Raw genomic sequence first — 16,350 nt, forward strand, 5'->3', positions numbered from 1 at the left:
GGCTGCCATCATGCGCAGTCAACGCTGTCGCTTAGGAGTGGGGTTATGACCGATAACTTCTGGAAGGATAAATATCCTGTCGGGGTAGCAAGCGAGATCGATCCCGACGCTTACCAGAACATCCAGGCGGTATTGAAGTACGCATGCGAGCGTTTCGGCGACAAGCCGGCGTTCAGCAATCTCGGCAAGACCCTGACCTATGGCGAACTCTTTTCGCTCTCCGGCCAATTCGCGGCCTATCTCCAGCAGCACACCGACCTCAAGCCCGGCGATCGCATCGCCGTGCAGATGCCCAACGTGCTGCAGTACCCGGTCGTGGTGTTCGGTGCCCTGCGCGCCGGGCTGATCGTGGTCAATACCAACCCGCTGTACACCGCGCGGGAGATGGAACACCAGTTCAACGACTCCGGCGTCAAGGCGCTCGTTTGCCTGGCCAACATGGCGCACCTGGCTGAGGCCGTGCTGCCACGCACCGGCATCAAGCGGGTCATCATCACCGAGGTCGGCGACATGCTGCCGACAGTCAAGCGGGTGCTGGTCAACGCCGTCGTCAAGCACGTGAAGAAGATGGTGCCCGCCTACAACCTGCCGCAGGCGGTGCGCTTCAACGACGCCATGGCCATGGGCCGTGGCAAGCCGGTCACCGAAGCCAATCCGGCCAGCAACGACACCGCCGTGCTGCAGTACACCGGCGGCACCACGGGCGTGGCCAAGGGCGCGATGCTGACGCACCGCAATATCGTCGCCAACATGCTGCAGTGCCGTGCCCTGATGGGCACCGAGCTGGGCGAGGGCTGCGAGGTGATGGTCGCGCCGCTGCCGCTGTACCACATCTATGCGTTTACCTTTCACTGCATGACGATGATGCTGATCGGTGCGCACAACGTGCTGATCACCAACCCGCGCGATCTTCCGGCCTTCGTCAAGGATCTGGGCAAGTACCGCTTCACCGGGTTCGTCGGCCTGAATACCCTGTTCGTTGCCCTGTGCAACAACGAAGGCTTCCGCAAGCTCGATTTCTCGTCGCTCAAGGCCACGTTTTCCGGTGGCATGGCGCTGCAGCTGGCCGCTGCCGAGCGCTGGGCCGAAGTCACCGGCTGCCCCATCTGCGAAGGTTTCGGCATGACCGAAACCAGCCCGGTGGTCTCGGTGAACCCTTTCCAGAACATCCAGATCGGCACGATCGGCATCCCGATGCCCTCGACTCAGTGCAAGGTCATCGATGATGAGGGCAACGACCTGCCGATGGGATCCATTGGCGAGCTGTGTGTCAAAGGTCCGCAGGTGATGAAGGGCTACTGGCAGCGCCAGGACGCCACCGACGAGATTCTGGACGCCGACGGCTGGCTCAAGACCGGCGATATCGGTGTGATCCAGGAAGACGGCTACATGCGCATCGTCGATCGCAAGAAGGACATGATTCTGGTGTCCGGTTTCAACGTCTATCCGAACGAACTGGAGGATGTCCTGGCGACCCTGCCGGGCGTGCTGCAGTGCGCCGCGATCGGTGTCCCGGACGAGAAGTCGGGCGAGGCGATCAAGCTTTTCGTGGTCACCAAGCCGGGCGAGAGCCTGACCAAGGAGCAGGTCATGCAGCACATGCATGACAACGTCACCGGCTACAAGCGGCCCAAGACCGTGGAATTCCGCGACAGCCTGCCGACCACCAATGTCGGCAAGATCCTGCGGCGCGAGCTGCGTGATCAGGAACTCAAGAAACTTGGCAAGACGTAATCGCCGGCACGCGCTGTAGGAAAAAGGCCCGCTTCGGCGGGCTTTTTCATGGGCGCAAAAAAACCCGACCAGCTGCAGGCCTGACTGGCGCAACGCCGAGAACCGGGGGCGGCGAGCCCAGTCTAGTGACCAGGTCGCGTCCGCTGGAAGCTGTAGGGGACAGTGGCGTACGCACGGCGAATGCCACCGCCGGCCTGCCCAACCATGTTCGTCCATGAAGGATGAGTTACCTATGAATAAGAAGAATGTTTGTCAGGTAGTGGGTTCCCTCGCGTTAGCTTCCTCGACCGCTTTTGCCGCGCCACCTCTGGAGATCGGGGCCTTCGACGACCTCTGGTCTCCCGACAAGCCCAACGCGGCGGTCTGCAATTCGATCCTGCTGGTCAGCTCGCCCATAGGCCTGCCGCGTTGCATGCAGGCCACCAATGTGATGGAACGTCTGGAAGCGCTGCAGGATATCGCCACGCTCAACGGCAATCGCGCTTCGGGGCAGCCCGGCTATCAGGCCTCGGTGGATTACGTGCGCAGCACGCTGGAAAAGGCCGGCTACCAGGTTTCGATCCAGGCGTTTCCGTTTTCCGCCTACTACCCGGTCGGGCCTGGCACCTTGTCGGCCGTGGCGCCGCAGCCGGCCAGCTACGTCTGGGAGGAGGATTTCACCTACCTTTCGCAAACCGAGGCCGGCAGCGTCAGCGGGCCGGTGTTCGCGGTCGACCTTGCCCTAGGCGCCGGCAATACCTCCAGCAGCGGCTGCGAGCCGGAGGACTTTGCAGGATTCCCGAGCGGCGCGATCGCGCTGATCCAGCGTGGCACCTGCGACTTCGCGGTCAAGGCGCAAAATGCCGCCGATGCCGGTGCGATCGGCGTGGTCATCTTCAACCAGGGCAACACCGAAGACCGCACCGAGCTCACCAATGCAACCCTGGGCGACGATTACCAGGGAGGGCTGCCGGTCATCTTTGCGACCTACGCCAATGGCGTCGCCTGGGCCAACACGCCCGGTCTGCAGCTGAGCTTCTCGGTGGACGTCGTGCGTGAGCGCACCGAGACCTTCAACGTGCTGGCCGAAACCCGGCGCGGCGACCCGAACAACGTGATCATGGTCGGTGCGCATCTTGACTCGGTGTTCGAAGGCCCCGGCATCAACGATAACGGGTCGGGCAGCGCCGCCGTGCTGGAAATGGCGGTATTGCTGCGTCGCGCCCAGCCGCTGAACAAGATCCGCTTTGCCTGGTGGGGCGCCGAGGAGTCGGGGCTGGTGGGCTCGACCTACTACGTCAATCAGCTGGCCGATGAGGAGAAGGCACGCATCAAGGCCTACCTCAACGTCGACATGATCGGCTCGCCGAACTACGCGAACTTCATCTATGACGGCGACGGCTCGGATTTCGGTTTGCAGGGCCCGCCCGGTTCGGCGGCCATCGAACGGCTGTTACAGAGCTACTTCCGTCTGCGTGGCGCGGCGTCGGAGGGCACCGAGATCGACTTCCGCTCCGACTACGCGCAGTTCTTCGACGACGGCATCGCCTTTGGCGGCCTGTTCACCGGCGCGGAAGGCATCAAGACCGTCGAGCAGGCGCAGCGCTATGGCGGTGCGGCCGGCGAGCCCTACGATGCCTGCTACCACCAGGCCTGCGACGACCTCGGCAACATCGACATGGACGCCTTGGAGCTGCACGGCGATGCCCTGGCGTTCGCCACCAGCTGGCTGTCGCTGTCGACCAAGGTCATCGACGACGAGATAGCGGCCGCCGAAGCGGCTCAAGGCGCGACCATCCTGCGTCAGCAAGTGGTCCGCGAGCGTACTCACTGGGGGCATGACTGGATCAAGTGAGGCCGATGGGCTACGCCGGCATCGAGCCGGCGTAGCTCCCTTCAGTGTGCGGTGGCCTGCAGCGGCACCGATTTCAGCCAGCCGCGTAGGTCCATGAACAACGCGCGTTGCCCATCGTCGGCGAGCAACCGCCCGCGTTCCACGAAACGCCCGGTACCAAGGGTGTAACGCAGCGTCTGTTCGCGGCCCGGGCTATCGGCGAAGTGCCCGGACTCCAGGTCCAGCGCCAGGATACGCAGGGTTTCGACGAGGTTCGTACGCAACGCGTCCCGATAAGGCTGCGCCTGGTCGACCAGCCACGGATCGAGCCCGATGTTGGCTGTGGAGTCGGCCTTCCAGGGTGCGGCGTCCAGCACCTCTATCCGCCCTTTATAAAGCACCTCGTGCCCGAAGCTGAGCGTGACCTCGCTGATCAGCCGCGTGCTCTCGAAGGTGTGGCCGAGTTCGGCCTGGGGCTCGAAGCGCAGCAGGTAGGGGCTGGCTTCGCTGAGCGCGCCGATCGAGCCCGCCGCCAGCTCGTCGCGAAGCTGTTGCTCGAACCAGCGATCGAGGCCCGTCCCGGCGGTTGCCAGACGCAACGGTGCCACTTGTTGGTCGGCCTCGCTCCGAGCCTCGCTGTGTACGCGCGTCCTGTTCAACTGGCTGACCAACAGGCCACCGATCATCACGCCAGCGGCCGAAGCCCCCATCGAACCGCCCTGGCCGGAGACCTGCACCGCAGGCGCCGAATTGCGGGCATGTTCGAGCATCTTCCGGCCATCGACCATCACGTCGCCCTGGACCAGCCGCGCCTCGCTCACATCGACCTCGACGCGATAGCCGTAAGCCTTGAGCAGGGCGGCAGGATCCTGATCGATGTGTGGGCGCAACGGCTGAGGTGCGCTACAGCCCGCGAGAGCGAACAGCAGCACCAGCAGTAGCGGCCGACCGATCATTGCGCGCTCAGCATCTCGGGACGGAAGGGTGCCAGGATTCGCTGCTCGCTTTCATCCAGGGCCTGGTAGAAGGCGTTGGTCAGGTTCGGGTAGTCCGGGCCTTCGTCCCACTCGCCGTCGGCTGCGCGGGTGGAGCCAAACGTCTGGTAGAACGCCAGGCGGTTGTCCTCGAGATCGATCACCTGGGTCAGGCCACCAACCTGGCTCAGCGGGTCGCTGGTGGGCATGATCGAGTAGTAGCTACGCAGGGTTCCGGCAACGCTCAGGGAGACCAGAATGAGCTTGTCGACCTGCTGTTGCTGGCGCAGCGGTGTGAAATCCTGCTTGGCATATCCGAGCTTGGCGCCACTTTCCTTGAAGTCGGACAGCTTGAGCGCCGGCAGCACCTTGGCCTTGTAGCCGCGCTGGGTCAGCTCATCCGCCAGCTTTTGGGGGATGTCCTCGACGCTGGCGAGCTCCCAGGTCTCGACCTTGCTGCGCAGGCCTGCGGCCAGGCCGGTATTGATCGCCAGATCCAGTAGGCCCTGGTTACCGATCAGTTGGACCGAGGGTTTGGGCAGTTCGACGATGGCGACGCCGATGGTCTTGTCGCGTTCACTCCAGATGGAGTCTTCCAGTGCGATCGGTAGTTGGGGCGAGGCGCAGCCGGTCAGCCAGGCCGCGGTCAGGAGCAGAAAAAACAGTCTGAACAGTTTCACGGTACAAGTCCTTTTGAGGGTGATCAGGGGCGGCGATTCTATTGATGGTTAGTGGCATATGGCTATTAATGGGGCGAGCAATGGCCGCCAACTGCGCGACTTCCTATCACGCGTGAGACGTGCCTCGCATTTCATGGCGTCAAAAAACACGTCCGCGAATGAACCCGCCCCCTTTGCGCGGGTCCGCAGGACGTTTTCGGCTGGCCGGGCAAATCTGCGACAATCGCGCTTTCACGTATTGCCCACGGCTGTCCATGACCGACGCAACGCCCGCCTTCGACACCCTGCACAAGAACCTCGATCAGGTTTTCAACGCCGATCGCCATCGCCTGCGCCGACAGCTTCACGAGCTGCGCAAGACGTCGGGCACGCCGTCCTGGAACGAGGCCAGGTTCGCCCAGTGGCTCGAACGTTTCCAGGCTTCGGTCACCAAGGTCGAGGCGCGCCGCCGCAGCGTGCCCACCGTTCGCTATGACGATGCGCTGCCGATCGCGGCCAGGCGCGACGAGATCAAGGCTGCGCTTTCGAAGCACCAGGTCCTGGTGATCGCCGGCGAGACCGGGTCGGGCAAGACCACCCAGCTGCCCAAGATCTGCCTCGAGATCGGGCGCGGCGTGCACGGGCTGATCGGCCATACCCAGCCACGACGTCTGGCCGCGCGCAGCGTCGCCACCCGAGTCGCTGAAGAACTCGGCACGCCGCTGGGCGAGGGCGTGGGCTATCAGGTGCGCTTCGAGGATCAGAGCACCGACCAGACCCTGATCAAGCTGATGACCGACGGCATCCTGCTGGCCGAGACGCAGCATGATCGTTTCCTGGAAAAGTACGACACCCTCATCGTCGACGAAGCCCACGAGCGTTCGCTCAACATCGATTTCCTGCTGGGTTTTCTGAAGACCCTGCTGCCGCGCCGGCCGGATCTGAAGGTGATCATCACTTCGGCGACCATCGACCTGGAGCGCTTTTCCGAGCACTTCGACAACGCGCCGATCATCGAGGTGTCCGGGCGTACCTACCCGGTGGAAACCTGGTACCGCCCGCTGGCCGCCGAGACCGACGAGGACGGCGAGCGCCTGGAGGACGACCTGACCGTCGACCAGGGCATCCTCGCCGCGCTGGACGAGATCGCCGCGCACGAGAAGAGCGTCGGCCAGCGCCCCGGCGACGTGCTGGTGTTCCTGCCTGGCGAGCGCGAGATCCGCGACGCCGCGGAAATGCTGCGCAAGGCCAACCTGAAGTTCACCGAGGTGCTGCCGCTGTACGCACGCCTGACCCCGGCCGAGCAGCAGAAGATCTTCCAGCCGCGACCGGGACGCAAGATCGTGCTGGCCACCAACGTGGCCGAGACGTCGCTGACAGTGCCTGGCATCCGCTACGTGATCGACTCGGGTACCGCACGCATCAGCCGCTACAGCTACCGCGCCAAGGTGCAGCGCCTGCCGATCGAGGCGGTGTCCCAGGCCAGCGCCAACCAGCGCAAGGGCCGCTGTGGGCGGGTCGAGCCAGGCATCTGCATCCGTCTGTACAGCGAGGAGGATTTCCTCGGACGGCCCGAATTCACCGACCCCGAAATCCTGCGCACCAACCTTGCCGCCGTCATCCTGCAGATGCTGCACCTGCGCTTGGGCGACATTCAGGACTTCCCTTTCATCGAGCCTCCGGATGGCAAGGCCATCAGCGATGGTTTCAACCTCCTGCAGGAACTCTCGGCGGTCAACCGCGAGAACCAGCTGACCCCGCTGGGTCGCCAGCTGGCCCGCCTGCCGATCGATCCACGTCTGGGCCGCATGCTGCTCGAAGCGGCGCAGCTCGGGAGCATGGCCGAGGTGTTGATCGTCGCCAGCGCGCTGTCGGTGCAGGATGTGCGCGAACGCCCGGCCGACCGCCAGACCCAGGCCGACCAGGCCCACGCCCAGTGGAAGGACCCGGATTCCGATTTCGCCGCGCTGATCAACCTCTGGCGCGGCTTCGAGGAGCAGCGCCAGGCGCTGGGCTCCAACGCGCTGCGCAGCTGGTGCCGGAAGAATTTTCTTAACTATCTCCGCCTTCGCGAATGGCGCGATGCCCATCGCCAGCTGCTGCTGATCGTGCGCGAGCTCAAGCTCGATGCCCAAACCCGCGGTTCCGACCGCGAACAGGGTGGCGTTGGAGCGAAAGATCGCGGTCAAGACCGCTCCCACCAGGACACCACCGGCCGCCGTCGGAGCGGTCTCGACCGCGAAGAGGCTGGCGCCGCAGAAAGGGAGGGTGCCAGCAAGGAAAAGATGCGTGCCCATGCCGAGGAGCCGGTGCGCACCACGGACAAGCGGGTCAACGCCAAGCTCGTCCAGCAGGCCGAAGCCAGCGAAGCCGCGCAGAAGGCCAAGGGTTACGCCGCCGTGCACAAGGCGATCCTCGCCGGCCTGCTCAGCCACATCGGCCAGAAGACTGAGGAGGGCGACTTTCTTGGCGCGCGTCAGCGGCGCTTCTGGGTGCATCCCTCAAGCGTGATCGGCCGCAAGAAGCCAAACTGGATCATGGCCGCCGAACTGGTCGAGACCACCAAACTGTTCGCCCGCATGGTGGCCAAGATCGAGCCGGACTGGATCGAGCCGCTGGCTGGCCATCTGGTCAAGAAGAACCACTTCGAGCCGCACTGGGAAAAAAAGCGCGGGCAGGTGGTCGCCTACGAACAGGTGACGCTCTACGGGCTGATCGTCGTTGGCCGCCGCCCGGTGCATTACGGCCCGATCGACCCGGTCGCGTCACGCGAGCTGTTCATCCGCGAAGGGCTGGTGCGCGGCGAGATCAACAGCCGCGCCCGCGCGCTGTCGGCCAACCGCGAGCTGCTCGAACGCATGGATGAGCTGGAAGCCAAGGCGCGCCGCCGCGACATCCTTGCCGACGAGGAAACCCTGTTCGGTTACTACGATGTGCGCGTGCCCGTCGATATCTACCAGGCGGCGAGCTTCGAGAATTGGTACAAGCGCGAAAGCCAGAAAGATCCGCAACTGCTCGTCATGCGCGAAGAGGACGTGCTCGCCCGCGAGGCGCGTGAAGTCACCGCCTCGCAATACCCGGATAGCTTGCGTATCGGCGAGCTGTCGCTGCCGCTGGAATACCACTTCGAGCCCAACCATCCGCGCGACGGCGTGACGCTGCGTGTGCCGGCGCCGCTGTTGCCGCAACTGCGTTCCGAGCGTCTCGACTGGCTGGTGCCGGGCCTGATCGAAGCCAAGGCCGTCGCGCTGGTGCGCGGCCTGCCGAAGGCGATTCGCAAGAACTTCGTGCCGGTGCCGGATTTCGTTGGTGCAGCGCTTTCGAAGATCACCTTTGGCGAAGGCTCGTTGCCCGAGGTGCTCGGTCGCGAACTCTTGCGCATGACCGGCGCGCGCGTGCCGGACGAGGCCTGGGGCGAAGCGGCCATCGGGCTCGAAAACCATCTGAAGATGAACATCGAAGTGGTCGATGCCCAGGGCAAGTTCCTCGGCGAAGGACGAGACCTGGCCGAGCTGACGGCGCGTTTCAACGAAGCCAGCCAGGCGGCGTTGGCGGCTCCACGGCAGAAAGCCGAACAGAAGCCGGTCGAGGCCAGGGGCTTCGCTGAAGTAGCGGAAAAGGCCCAGCAGAAGATTGCGGGGCTGTCGATGACGGTCTACCCGGCACTGGTGGAAGAGGGCGGTGTGGTCAAGGAAGGTCGTTTCCCGACCCAGGCCGAAGCCGACTTCCAGCACCGCCGCGCGCTGCAGCGGCTGCTGCTGCAACAACTGGCCGAGTCGGCCAGGTTCCTGCGCAACAAACTGCCGGGCCTCACCGAGCTGGGCTTGCTGCACCGCGACCTGGGCAAGATCGATGCGCTGGTCGAGGACATCCTGCTGGCCAGCCTGGACAGCTGCATCCTCGACGGCGAAGCCCAGTTGCCGCGCGACGGCGCCACGCTGGCCTTGCTGGCCGAGAAGAAACGAGGTGACTGGACGGCCCACGCCGAGCGCCTAGCGCGCCTCGTGCTCGACATCCTAAAGCTCTGGCACGGCCTGCAGAAGCGCTTCAAGGGCAAGATCGATCTGGCCCAGGCGGTGGCGCTCAACGACATCAAAGCGCAGCTGGGCAACCTGGTCTACTCCGGCTTCGTGCGCGAAACGCCGGCCGAATGGCTGAAGGAATACCCACGCTACCTCAAGGCGGTGGAGCAGCGCTTCGACAAGATCGGCGCGCAGCTGCAACGGGACCGCGTCTGGGCGGGCGAGCTGGCCGGCTATTGGGAGCAGTATCAGGCGCGCCTGAAGAAGCACCAGCAGGAAGGCAAGCGCGATCCGGAGCTGGCGCTGTACCGCTGGATGCTGGAGGAATACCGCGTATCGCTGTGGGCCCAGCAACTGGGAACGAAAATGGCGGTGTCCGACAAGCGTCTGAACAAGCAGTGGGCGCAAGTGGACGCGTGACCGGCGGCGAGAGGGCGCACCGTTTTCCGCTAACGAATAGCGGGAACTGTTGCAGGCAAGGCGTGGGGAAGGGCGCCTTGCCTTATCTGGCCTGGTTGCTCAGCGATCGCCCAGCATGCGCGCCAGTACATCCTCGTCCTGTGGGCGCCGCCGATGGATGAAGACCATCGCCACATGGCCGACGATCAGCGCCAGCAGCAGCCAGCCGAGCCAGCTGTGCAGCAGGTTGGCCGGCGCCATCATCCAGTCGATGCGCGCGCCTTCGAAGCCGGGCATCAGGGGCAGGCCGAAGGGCTCGAAGGCGCGGCCCGAGCCGTACTGGCGCAGCAATGCGAGCAGCGGGACGATCACCATCAGGGCATACAGGGCCATGTGGCCCAGCGTCGCCATGGGGCTCAGTGAGGCGGGTCGGTGGCCGCGGTTATGCAGCGACCACAGCCCACGGGCGACCACGAGCAGGATCAGCAGCAGCCCGACCGTCCTGTGGGTGGCCCAGAGAAACCCTTCGATTGCCGTATCCTCGAGCAGCAGGTGCGCGAGTGCCGTCGCGAACTGCCAGGCCAGGATCAGGGCCATTCCCCAGTGAAACAACCGGCTCGCGGTGCCGTAGCGGGCCGGGGTGTCATGGAGCTGGAACTGTGCGCGTTTCATTCGCGTCCTCCTTGGTAGGTGCGTCGGGTTGGCGGGAGCAGGCCAGCCGTGGACTCGCGTGAGGTAACGCCAGGACAGTCCAGAGGACTGACCCGACTCGGCGCCTTCCGACGGCTCTGCGACGCGGGCTTGCGGCAATCTCGCAGGAGCGTCGGGCGGGGCGCCTGGCGATAATGCGAAGGATCGGTGGCATGGGCAACGCCCGAAGGCGTCAATAAAGGTAAAAAGAATGAAAAGACGGCCTTGCCGGAGGCTGGCGGGCTGCGTCTGTTTCGCTCTCTCGGCCGGGATTTCCGGCCTCTGCAACCTCAGGAGTCCGCATGTTCGAGCTGCAACCCATAGAGGCTGACCGTTATCGTCAGCAAACCCGGCGTATCGCCTTGTCCCTCACCGCACTGTTCGCGGTTCTTGGGATGCTCTTCTCGGTGCTCGCGGTACGGCTGTTCGGCGAGGAGGGCGGCGACAACTTCCGTTGGAATCTGCTCGGCGTGCTGGCCGGTCTTGCCGTCACCGTGGCCCTGGTACGGTTGACGCTCTGGCCCACGGCGTGGATGGCGCCGGCGGTCTATGGTTGGCAGCTCAAGCGCGCACTGATGCGGGTGACCAACCTGATGCATCACGTCAAGGCCGGCGTCGCCGCGCGCGATCCGCAGGCGCTGAAACTGCTGCGCTTCTATCACCTGGGCCTGGCCCAGATGCATCGGCTCGACGGCAATCTGTCCGAGCTCAGCCAGCATGTACGCGAGATCGATGGGCACCGGGCACTGCTGGAGTCCCTCGGCATCGACGCGGAGCAGAACCGTCTCGATCCGGCCTGGCTCGAGGCGATCAAGCGCTTCAAGCCTTGAGTCCGGGCCGCATCCTGGCGCAGGGCCGTGCAGAAAGAGCGCACGAGCGTCCGGCTTTCTGCGCTGCCGGGGGGACATATTCCCTGACACTTTCCGGCTCCGGCAGGCCCCCTGCGGGCGCCGGGATAAAGGTTCGTGAAAGTTTTGCGCCGTAGTCTCCTCCAGCGCGCGTCGACGCCCTGACAAGAAGAAGAGGAGATACCCTTTGTTGACCCTGATCGGTCTGTTGACCATCGGCAGCCTGGTTGCGCTGCTGCTCATCGGGCGCATGTCGCCTGTCCTGCCCCTGATCGTGGTACCGCTGGTGGGCGCGCTGTTCGCCGGTTTCGGTCCGCAGGAGCTGACCGCCTTCTTCAATGACGGCATCGGTCGCGTCACTGCCATCGCGACGATGTTCGTCTTCGCCATCACCTTCTTTGGTGTGCTGCAGGATACCGGTCTGTTCCGGCCGCTGATCGGCGGGCTGGTACGTGTGACCCGTGGCAACGTGATTGCCGTATCGGTCGCCACCGCCGTGATCGGCATGCTCGCCCATCTGGACGGGGCAGGGGCGACGACCTTCCTGCTGACCATCCCTGCGCTGCTGCCTCTTTATAAAGAACTGCGGATGAACCCGTACCTGATGCTGCTTCTGCTCGCCCTGGGCGCCGGCATCTTCAACATGCTGCCCTGGTCGGGCCCGCTGGGGCGCGCCGCGGCGGTGACCGGCATCGAAGTAACCGAACTGTGGCGGCCGCTGATCGTGCTGCAGGTGGTCGGGGCGATTATGCTGGTGATGCTGGCCGTGTTGCTGGGCGTGCGCGAGCGCCGGCGGATCGCGGCGGCCGGCACGGCAGGCGCTGGCTCGGCGGGCGACGGGGAGATCCAGTCCCTCGATGCACCGCTGTCGGCCGAAGCGCAGGCGCTGCTGAGGCCAGGCCGGCTTTGGCTCAACGGCCTGATCTTCCTGGTGGTGCTGGTGTCGCTGTTCACCGGAGTACTGCCGGCCGGGTACATCTTCATGATTGGCCTGTGCGTGGTGCTGATGGCCAACTATCGCGGCGCCAAGGTGCAGATGAGCCGTGTGGGCGCCCATGCGCCAGCCGCGCTGAACATGGGGATGATCATCCTCGCGGCCGGTTCGATGCTGGGTATCTTCACCGGAACGGGAATGCTGACTTCAATTGCGCAGGACCTGGTCAGGGTGCTGCCGGCTTCGCTGGTACCCCAACTGCACGTGGTGCTAGGGATATTTGGGTTGCCGATGGAGCTGATGCTCAGTACCGACGCCTATTATTTTGGTCTGCTGCCCGTAACGCTCGAAGTCGTCGCCAGCCATGGTGTCGAGCCGGCCAGCGTGGTGTACGCGCTGACCATCGGCAACATCATCGGGACCTTCATCAGCCCCTTCTCGCCGGCATTGTGGTTGGCGCTGGGCCTGGCGGGTCTGGATCTGGGGCGGCACATCCGTTACTCGTTGTGGTGGATGTGGGCGTTTTCCCTGGTGCTGTTCGCCGTCGCCTGGGGTATCGGCTTGTTCTGAGGGCCATTTGGCGCGGGCGGACGAACGCAACCCTCGCGCCATGCATCGAAGGCTATAGTGAGCGGACCTGTCTACGGCGCGGCGAATCCATATGCGTAACCCGTCCCCACTGTTCATCGCTGGTGTTCCCCTGTTGACCATCGGCACCGTGTTCGCCGTGCTCGGCCTGACAACCGAGGTCGCGCCCTTCTTCTATGTGGTCCCCTGCTTCATCGTGCCGGGGCTGGTGTTGGTCGCCTGGCCGCGCTGAACGCTCCAAGGGTTCGGCGTTCAGGGAGCCGGTCCGAGTCAGCTCGGGCGCCCTGAAACAGTGATCGTCAATGTGGTAATGCACTGTTGTGGTTCGATTGGTCGACCGAGCGTCCTGCTCGCTACCCCTCTGTCATACCCCTTCTTGATACCCGTCTTCAACGCTTGAGCCCAACGTCCATGGGCTTTCCGCTGTTCGGGACGATGCGTCCGAAGGCAGCTTTCCGCCTGCTGGCATGCAATCTGCAAAACGTCTGGTTACATAGTCCGGAGGGTCATTGGCGACCCTCGTGCGCACCCGCGCCGGACCGGTGAGTCGGGCAACGGCGCTCGATCCTCACCTTAAAGAACAGGCAAAGGCGCCTGGAGCTGCTCGTCAGCTCCAGGCGTTTTTTTTTGTGTGTCAGCACGCTGGCACCGGCTTCGACAGAGGTAGGCAGGGCATGAACGCGATCGTTTCCCCCATCGGCAGAGAACGACTGGTCATCATCGGCAACGGCATGGTTGGCCACCACGGCATCGAGCAGTTGGTCGAGCGCGGCGCGACTGGCCGCTACGAGGTTCACGTGTTCGGTGAAGAACGCCAGCGTGCTTACGACCGTGTCCATCTCTCGGAATATTTCGGTGGGCGCGACGCGGAATCCCTGGCGATGTGCGAGGCCGATTACTACGCCCGTCACGGCATCCACGCTCATCTGGGGGTGCAGGTGCTGGAGATCGATCGCGAGCGCTGCGAGGTTGTGACCACCGAAGGTCGTCATTCCTACGACAAGCTGATCCTCGCTACCGGCTCCTATCCCTTCGTGCCGCCGATCGCTGGCGCCGAGGGCAATTCACGGCTGGTCTACCGCACCCTTGACGACCTCGATGCCATCCGCGCCGCCGCACAGGGCGCGCGCCGCGGTGTGGTGGTAGGTGGCGGATTGCTCGGCCTTGAGGCGGCCAACGCGCTGAAATCTCTCGGCCTGGAAGCCCATGTCGTCGAATTCGCGCCACGGCTGATGCCGGTGCAGCTCGACGCCGAGGGCGGCGCGGCGCTCAAGGCACGCATCGAGGCGCTGGGCGTCGGCGTGCACCTGTCGCGCGCCACCCAGGAGATCGCCATCGGCGAGGCGTACGCCTACCGTATGAACTTTCAGGACGGCGACTTCCTGGAAACCGACCTGATCGTCTTCTCCGCGGGCATCCGCCCGCAGGACGCCCTGGCCCGCGCCGCCGGGCTGGAACTGGGCGCGCGCGGCGGGGTGGCGGTGGACAACGACTGCCGCACCTCGGACCCGGCCATCTACGCCATCGGCGAGTGCGCCGCTTGGAATGGCAGCGTGTTCGGCCTGGTCGCTCCCGGCTACAGCATGGCCCGCACCGTTGCCGCGCAGCTCGCCGGAGAGGCGCACGCGCCCTTCACCGGTGCCGACATGTCGACCAAGCTCAAGCTGCTGGGCGTGGACGTCGGCTCCATCGGCGACGCCCAGGGCGCCACTCTGGGCAGCAAGAGCTACCGCTTTATCGACGAGGCCCGCGCCAGCTACCGCCGCCTGGTGGTCTCGCCGGACGGCAAGACGGTGATCGGCGCCGTGCTGGTTGGTGACAACAGCTACTACGACACCCTGCTGCAGTACGCGCAGAACGGCATCAAGCTGCCGGCCGAACCCTCGGGTCTGATCCTGCCGGCGGGCGAGGGCGCCCCGGCGCTCGGCGCCGATGCGCTGCCGGACACCGCGACGATCTGCTCCTGCCACAACGTCACCAAGGGCGCGGTCTGCTGCCAGGTCGATGCCGGTGTCACCGATCTCGGCGAGCTGAAAGCCGCGACCAAGGCCGGCACCGGCTGCGGCGGCTGCGCGGCGCTGCTCAAGCAGGTCTTCGAGCATGAACTCAGCGCCCGTGGCGTCGAAGTCGACAAGAGCCTCTGCGAGCACTTCGCCTACACCCGCCAGGAGCTCTACGGCATCGTCCGCGTCGAAGGCATCAAGCGCTTCGATGAGCTGCTGGCCAAGCACGGCCGCGGCCATGTCGGCTGCGACATCTGCAAGCCGGCGGTGGGCTCGATCCTCGCCTCCTGCTGGAACCAGCCGATCACCGATCCGGCGCTGATTCCGCTGCAGGACACCAACGACACCTTCATGGCGAACATGCAGAAGAACGGCACCTATTCCATCGTGCCGCGCATCGCCGGCGGCGAGATCACCCCCGACAAGCTGATCGTGCTCGGCGAGGTGGCGAAGAAATATGACCTCTATACCAAGATCACCGGTGGCCAGCGCATCGACCTGTTCGGCGCCCAGCTGCACCAGCTGCCGGACATCTGGGGCGAGCTGATCGCCGCCGGCTTCGAGACCGGCCACGCCTACGGCAAGAGCCTGCGCACGGTGAAGTCCTGCGTCGGCAGCACCTGGTGCCGCTACGGTGTGCAGGACAGCGTCGGCATGGCCCTGTTCCTCGAGAACCGCTACAAGGGCCTGCGCGCGCCGCACAAGATCAAGTTCGCCGTCTCCGGTTGCACCCGCGAGTGCGCCGAGGCGCAGAGCAAGGACGTCGGCGTGATCGCCACCGACAAGGGCTGGAACCTCTACGTCGCCGGCAACGGCGGCATGCGCCCACGGCACGCCGAGCTGCTGGCCACCGACCTCGATGACGACACCCTGGTGCGCTATATCGACCGCTTCCTGATGTTCTACGTGCGCACCGCCGACCGCCTGCAGCGCACCTCGGTCTGGCGCGAGTCGCTGGAAGGCGGACTGGATTACCTCAAGCAGGTGGTCATCGACGACCGCCTGAGCCTCGCTGCCGAACTCGAGGCGCAGATGCAGCACGTGGTCGACACCTACGAGTGCGAGTGGGCCAACGCGCTCAAGGACGAGGAGAAGCTCAAGCGCTTCCGCACCTTCGTCAACGACGCGCGCCCCGACCCGGACATCCATTTCGTCAAGGAGCGCGGCCAGCCACGGCCAGCCCGCGTTTCCGAGCTGCACCTTATTTCCGTAACAGAGGAGGTGGTCTGATGAACCTGCCCAATGCCTTGCGTGTGGAGTCCCGATCGGCCAGTGCGGCGCGGTGGTATCCGCTGTGTCAGCGAGCGGACCTGGTCGCCAATTCCGGCGTGGTCGCCTGGCTCGACGGCGAGCAGGTCGCGCTGTTCCATGTGCCGGACACCGAAACGGGCGATCAGGTGTTCGCCATCGACAACAAGGACCCGAAGTCCGGCGCGAACGTCATCGGCCGCGGCCTGATCGGCCAGCTCAAGGGCGAGCTGGTGATCGCCTCGCCGCTGTACAAGCAGCACTTCCGGCTACAGGACGGCAGCTGCGTGGAGTATCCCGAGCAACGTCTGCGCGTCTGGCCGGTAAGGCTCCACGGCGAACAGGTGGAGATCGGCCTGGACTGAACCGCCGATACGCCCGGTACGTTCCGGGGCGCCTGCGCGCCCGAGCTACCGCCTGTTTTCAAGCCACTTTCTG

At 64.9% G+C, this 16,350-nt stretch carries 11 protein-coding genes; 8 read left to right on the forward strand and 3 right to left on the reverse strand.

Translation table 11 applies throughout. The annotated features are described in order from the left end of the window. Positions 1–45: 45 nt before the first annotated feature. Both fadD1 and G7026_RS03365 read left to right on the forward strand, forming a co-directional pair. Positions 46–1,734: a long-chain-fatty-acid--CoA ligase FadD1 gene (gene fadD1, locus G7026_RS03360; RefSeq protein WP_181069361.1), complete on the forward strand. Its 1,689-nt coding sequence runs from the start codon at positions 46–48 to the stop codon at positions 1,732–1,734. Between the two features lie 232 nt (positions 1,735–1,966). Further along, complete coding sequence (locus G7026_RS03365; protein WP_181069362.1) at positions 1,967–3,568, forward strand: M28 family peptidase; 1,602 nt, start codon at positions 1,967–1,969, stop codon at positions 3,566–3,568. A gap of 41 nt (positions 3,569–3,609) precedes the next feature. Here the strand turns inward: G7026_RS03365 and G7026_RS03370 are convergent, their stop codons facing one another. Further along, on the reverse strand, positions 3,610–4,503 hold the full coding sequence (locus G7026_RS03370; RefSeq protein ID WP_181069363.1) for a hypothetical protein: 894 nt from the start codon (positions 4,501–4,503) through the stop codon (positions 3,610–3,612). Then, on the reverse strand, positions 4,500–5,201 hold the full coding sequence (locus tag G7026_RS03375) for a hypothetical protein (RefSeq protein WP_181069364.1): 702 nt from the start codon (positions 5,199–5,201) through the stop codon (positions 4,500–4,502). Before G7026_RS03375 ends, G7026_RS03370 begins: the two co-directional genes overlap by 4 nt. A gap of 254 nt (positions 5,202–5,455) precedes the next feature. Between G7026_RS03375 and hrpA the strand changes: the two genes are divergently transcribed. After that, the gene (gene hrpA, locus G7026_RS03380) at positions 5,456–9,622 is read left to right on the forward strand and encodes an ATP-dependent RNA helicase HrpA (RefSeq protein ID WP_181069365.1); all 4,167 of its coding nucleotides are present in this window, start codon (positions 5,456–5,458) and stop codon (positions 9,620–9,622) included. A gap of 99 nt (positions 9,623–9,721) precedes the next feature. Here hrpA and G7026_RS03385 read toward each other — a convergent pair whose 3' ends face one another. Next, positions 9,722–10,273 carry a cytochrome b gene (locus G7026_RS03385; protein ID WP_181069366.1) on the reverse strand — a complete coding sequence of 184 codons (552 nt, stop codon included), beginning with the start codon at positions 10,271–10,273 and terminating at the stop codon, positions 9,722–9,724. Positions 10,274–10,593: 320 nt separating this feature from the next. Here G7026_RS03385 and G7026_RS03390 point away from each other — a divergent pair, with 320 nt between their 5' ends. From G7026_RS03390 to nirD, 5 genes are all read left to right on the forward strand, one after another. After that, entirely contained in the window at positions 10,594–11,121 is a 528-nt protein-coding gene (locus G7026_RS03390; RefSeq protein WP_181069367.1) for a DUF3087 domain-containing protein, read from the forward strand. A 205-nt stretch (positions 11,122–11,326) separates the two neighbouring features. Next, positions 11,327–12,643: a CitMHS family transporter gene (locus G7026_RS03395; protein WP_181069368.1), complete on the forward strand. Its 1,317-nt coding sequence runs from the start codon at positions 11,327–11,329 to the stop codon at positions 12,641–12,643. Between the two features lie 91 nt (positions 12,644–12,734). Beyond that, a complete protein-coding gene (locus tag G7026_RS03400; protein WP_181069369.1) occupies positions 12,735–12,893 on the forward strand; it encodes a hypothetical protein in 159 nt (52 codons plus the stop codon). A 442-nt stretch (positions 12,894–13,335) separates the two neighbouring features. Further along, a complete protein-coding gene (gene nirB / locus G7026_RS03405; protein WP_181069370.1) occupies positions 13,336–15,894 on the forward strand; it encodes a nitrite reductase large subunit NirB in 2,559 nt (852 codons plus the stop codon). Then, a complete protein-coding gene (nirD, locus tag G7026_RS03410; RefSeq protein ID WP_181069371.1) occupies positions 15,894–16,277 on the forward strand; it encodes a nitrite reductase small subunit NirD in 384 nt (127 codons plus the stop codon). Before nirB ends, nirD begins: the two co-directional genes overlap by 1 nt. Positions 16,278–16,350 lie beyond the last annotated feature (73 nt).

Source organism: Stutzerimonas azotifigens, from assembly GCF_013522725.1.
Lineage (GTDB): Bacteria > Pseudomonadota > Gammaproteobacteria > Pseudomonadales > Pseudomonadaceae > Stutzerimonas > Stutzerimonas azotifigens_A.

Bases quoted from the DNA above. Each gene is read 5' to 3' on its own strand.
- fadD1 (WP_181069361.1), top strand. From the start codon at position 46: ATGACCGATAACTTCTGGAAGGATAAATATCCTGTCGGGGTAGCAAGC.
- G7026_RS03365 (WP_181069362.1), top strand. From the start codon at position 1,967: ATGAATAAGAAGAATGTTTGTCAGGTAGTGGGTTCCCTCGCGTTAGCT.
- G7026_RS03370 (WP_181069363.1), bottom strand. From the start codon at position 4,503: ATGATCGGTCGGCCGCTACTGCTGGTGCTGCTGTTCGCTCTCGCGGGC.
- hrpA (WP_181069365.1), top strand. From the start codon at position 5,456: ATGACCGACGCAACGCCCGCCTTCGACACCCTGCACAAGAACCTCGAT.
- G7026_RS03385 (WP_181069366.1), bottom strand. From the start codon at position 10,273: ATGAAACGCGCACAGTTCCAGCTCCATGACACCCCGGCCCGCTACGGC.
- G7026_RS03390 (WP_181069367.1), top strand. From the start codon at position 10,594: ATGTTCGAGCTGCAACCCATAGAGGCTGACCGTTATCGTCAGCAAACC.
- G7026_RS03400 (WP_181069369.1), top strand. From the start codon at position 12,735: ATGCGTAACCCGTCCCCACTGTTCATCGCTGGTGTTCCCCTGTTGACC.
- nirB (WP_181069370.1), top strand. From the start codon at position 13,336: ATGAACGCGATCGTTTCCCCCATCGGCAGAGAACGACTGGTCATCATC.
- nirD (WP_181069371.1), top strand. From the start codon at position 15,894: ATGAACCTGCCCAATGCCTTGCGTGTGGAGTCCCGATCGGCCAGTGCG.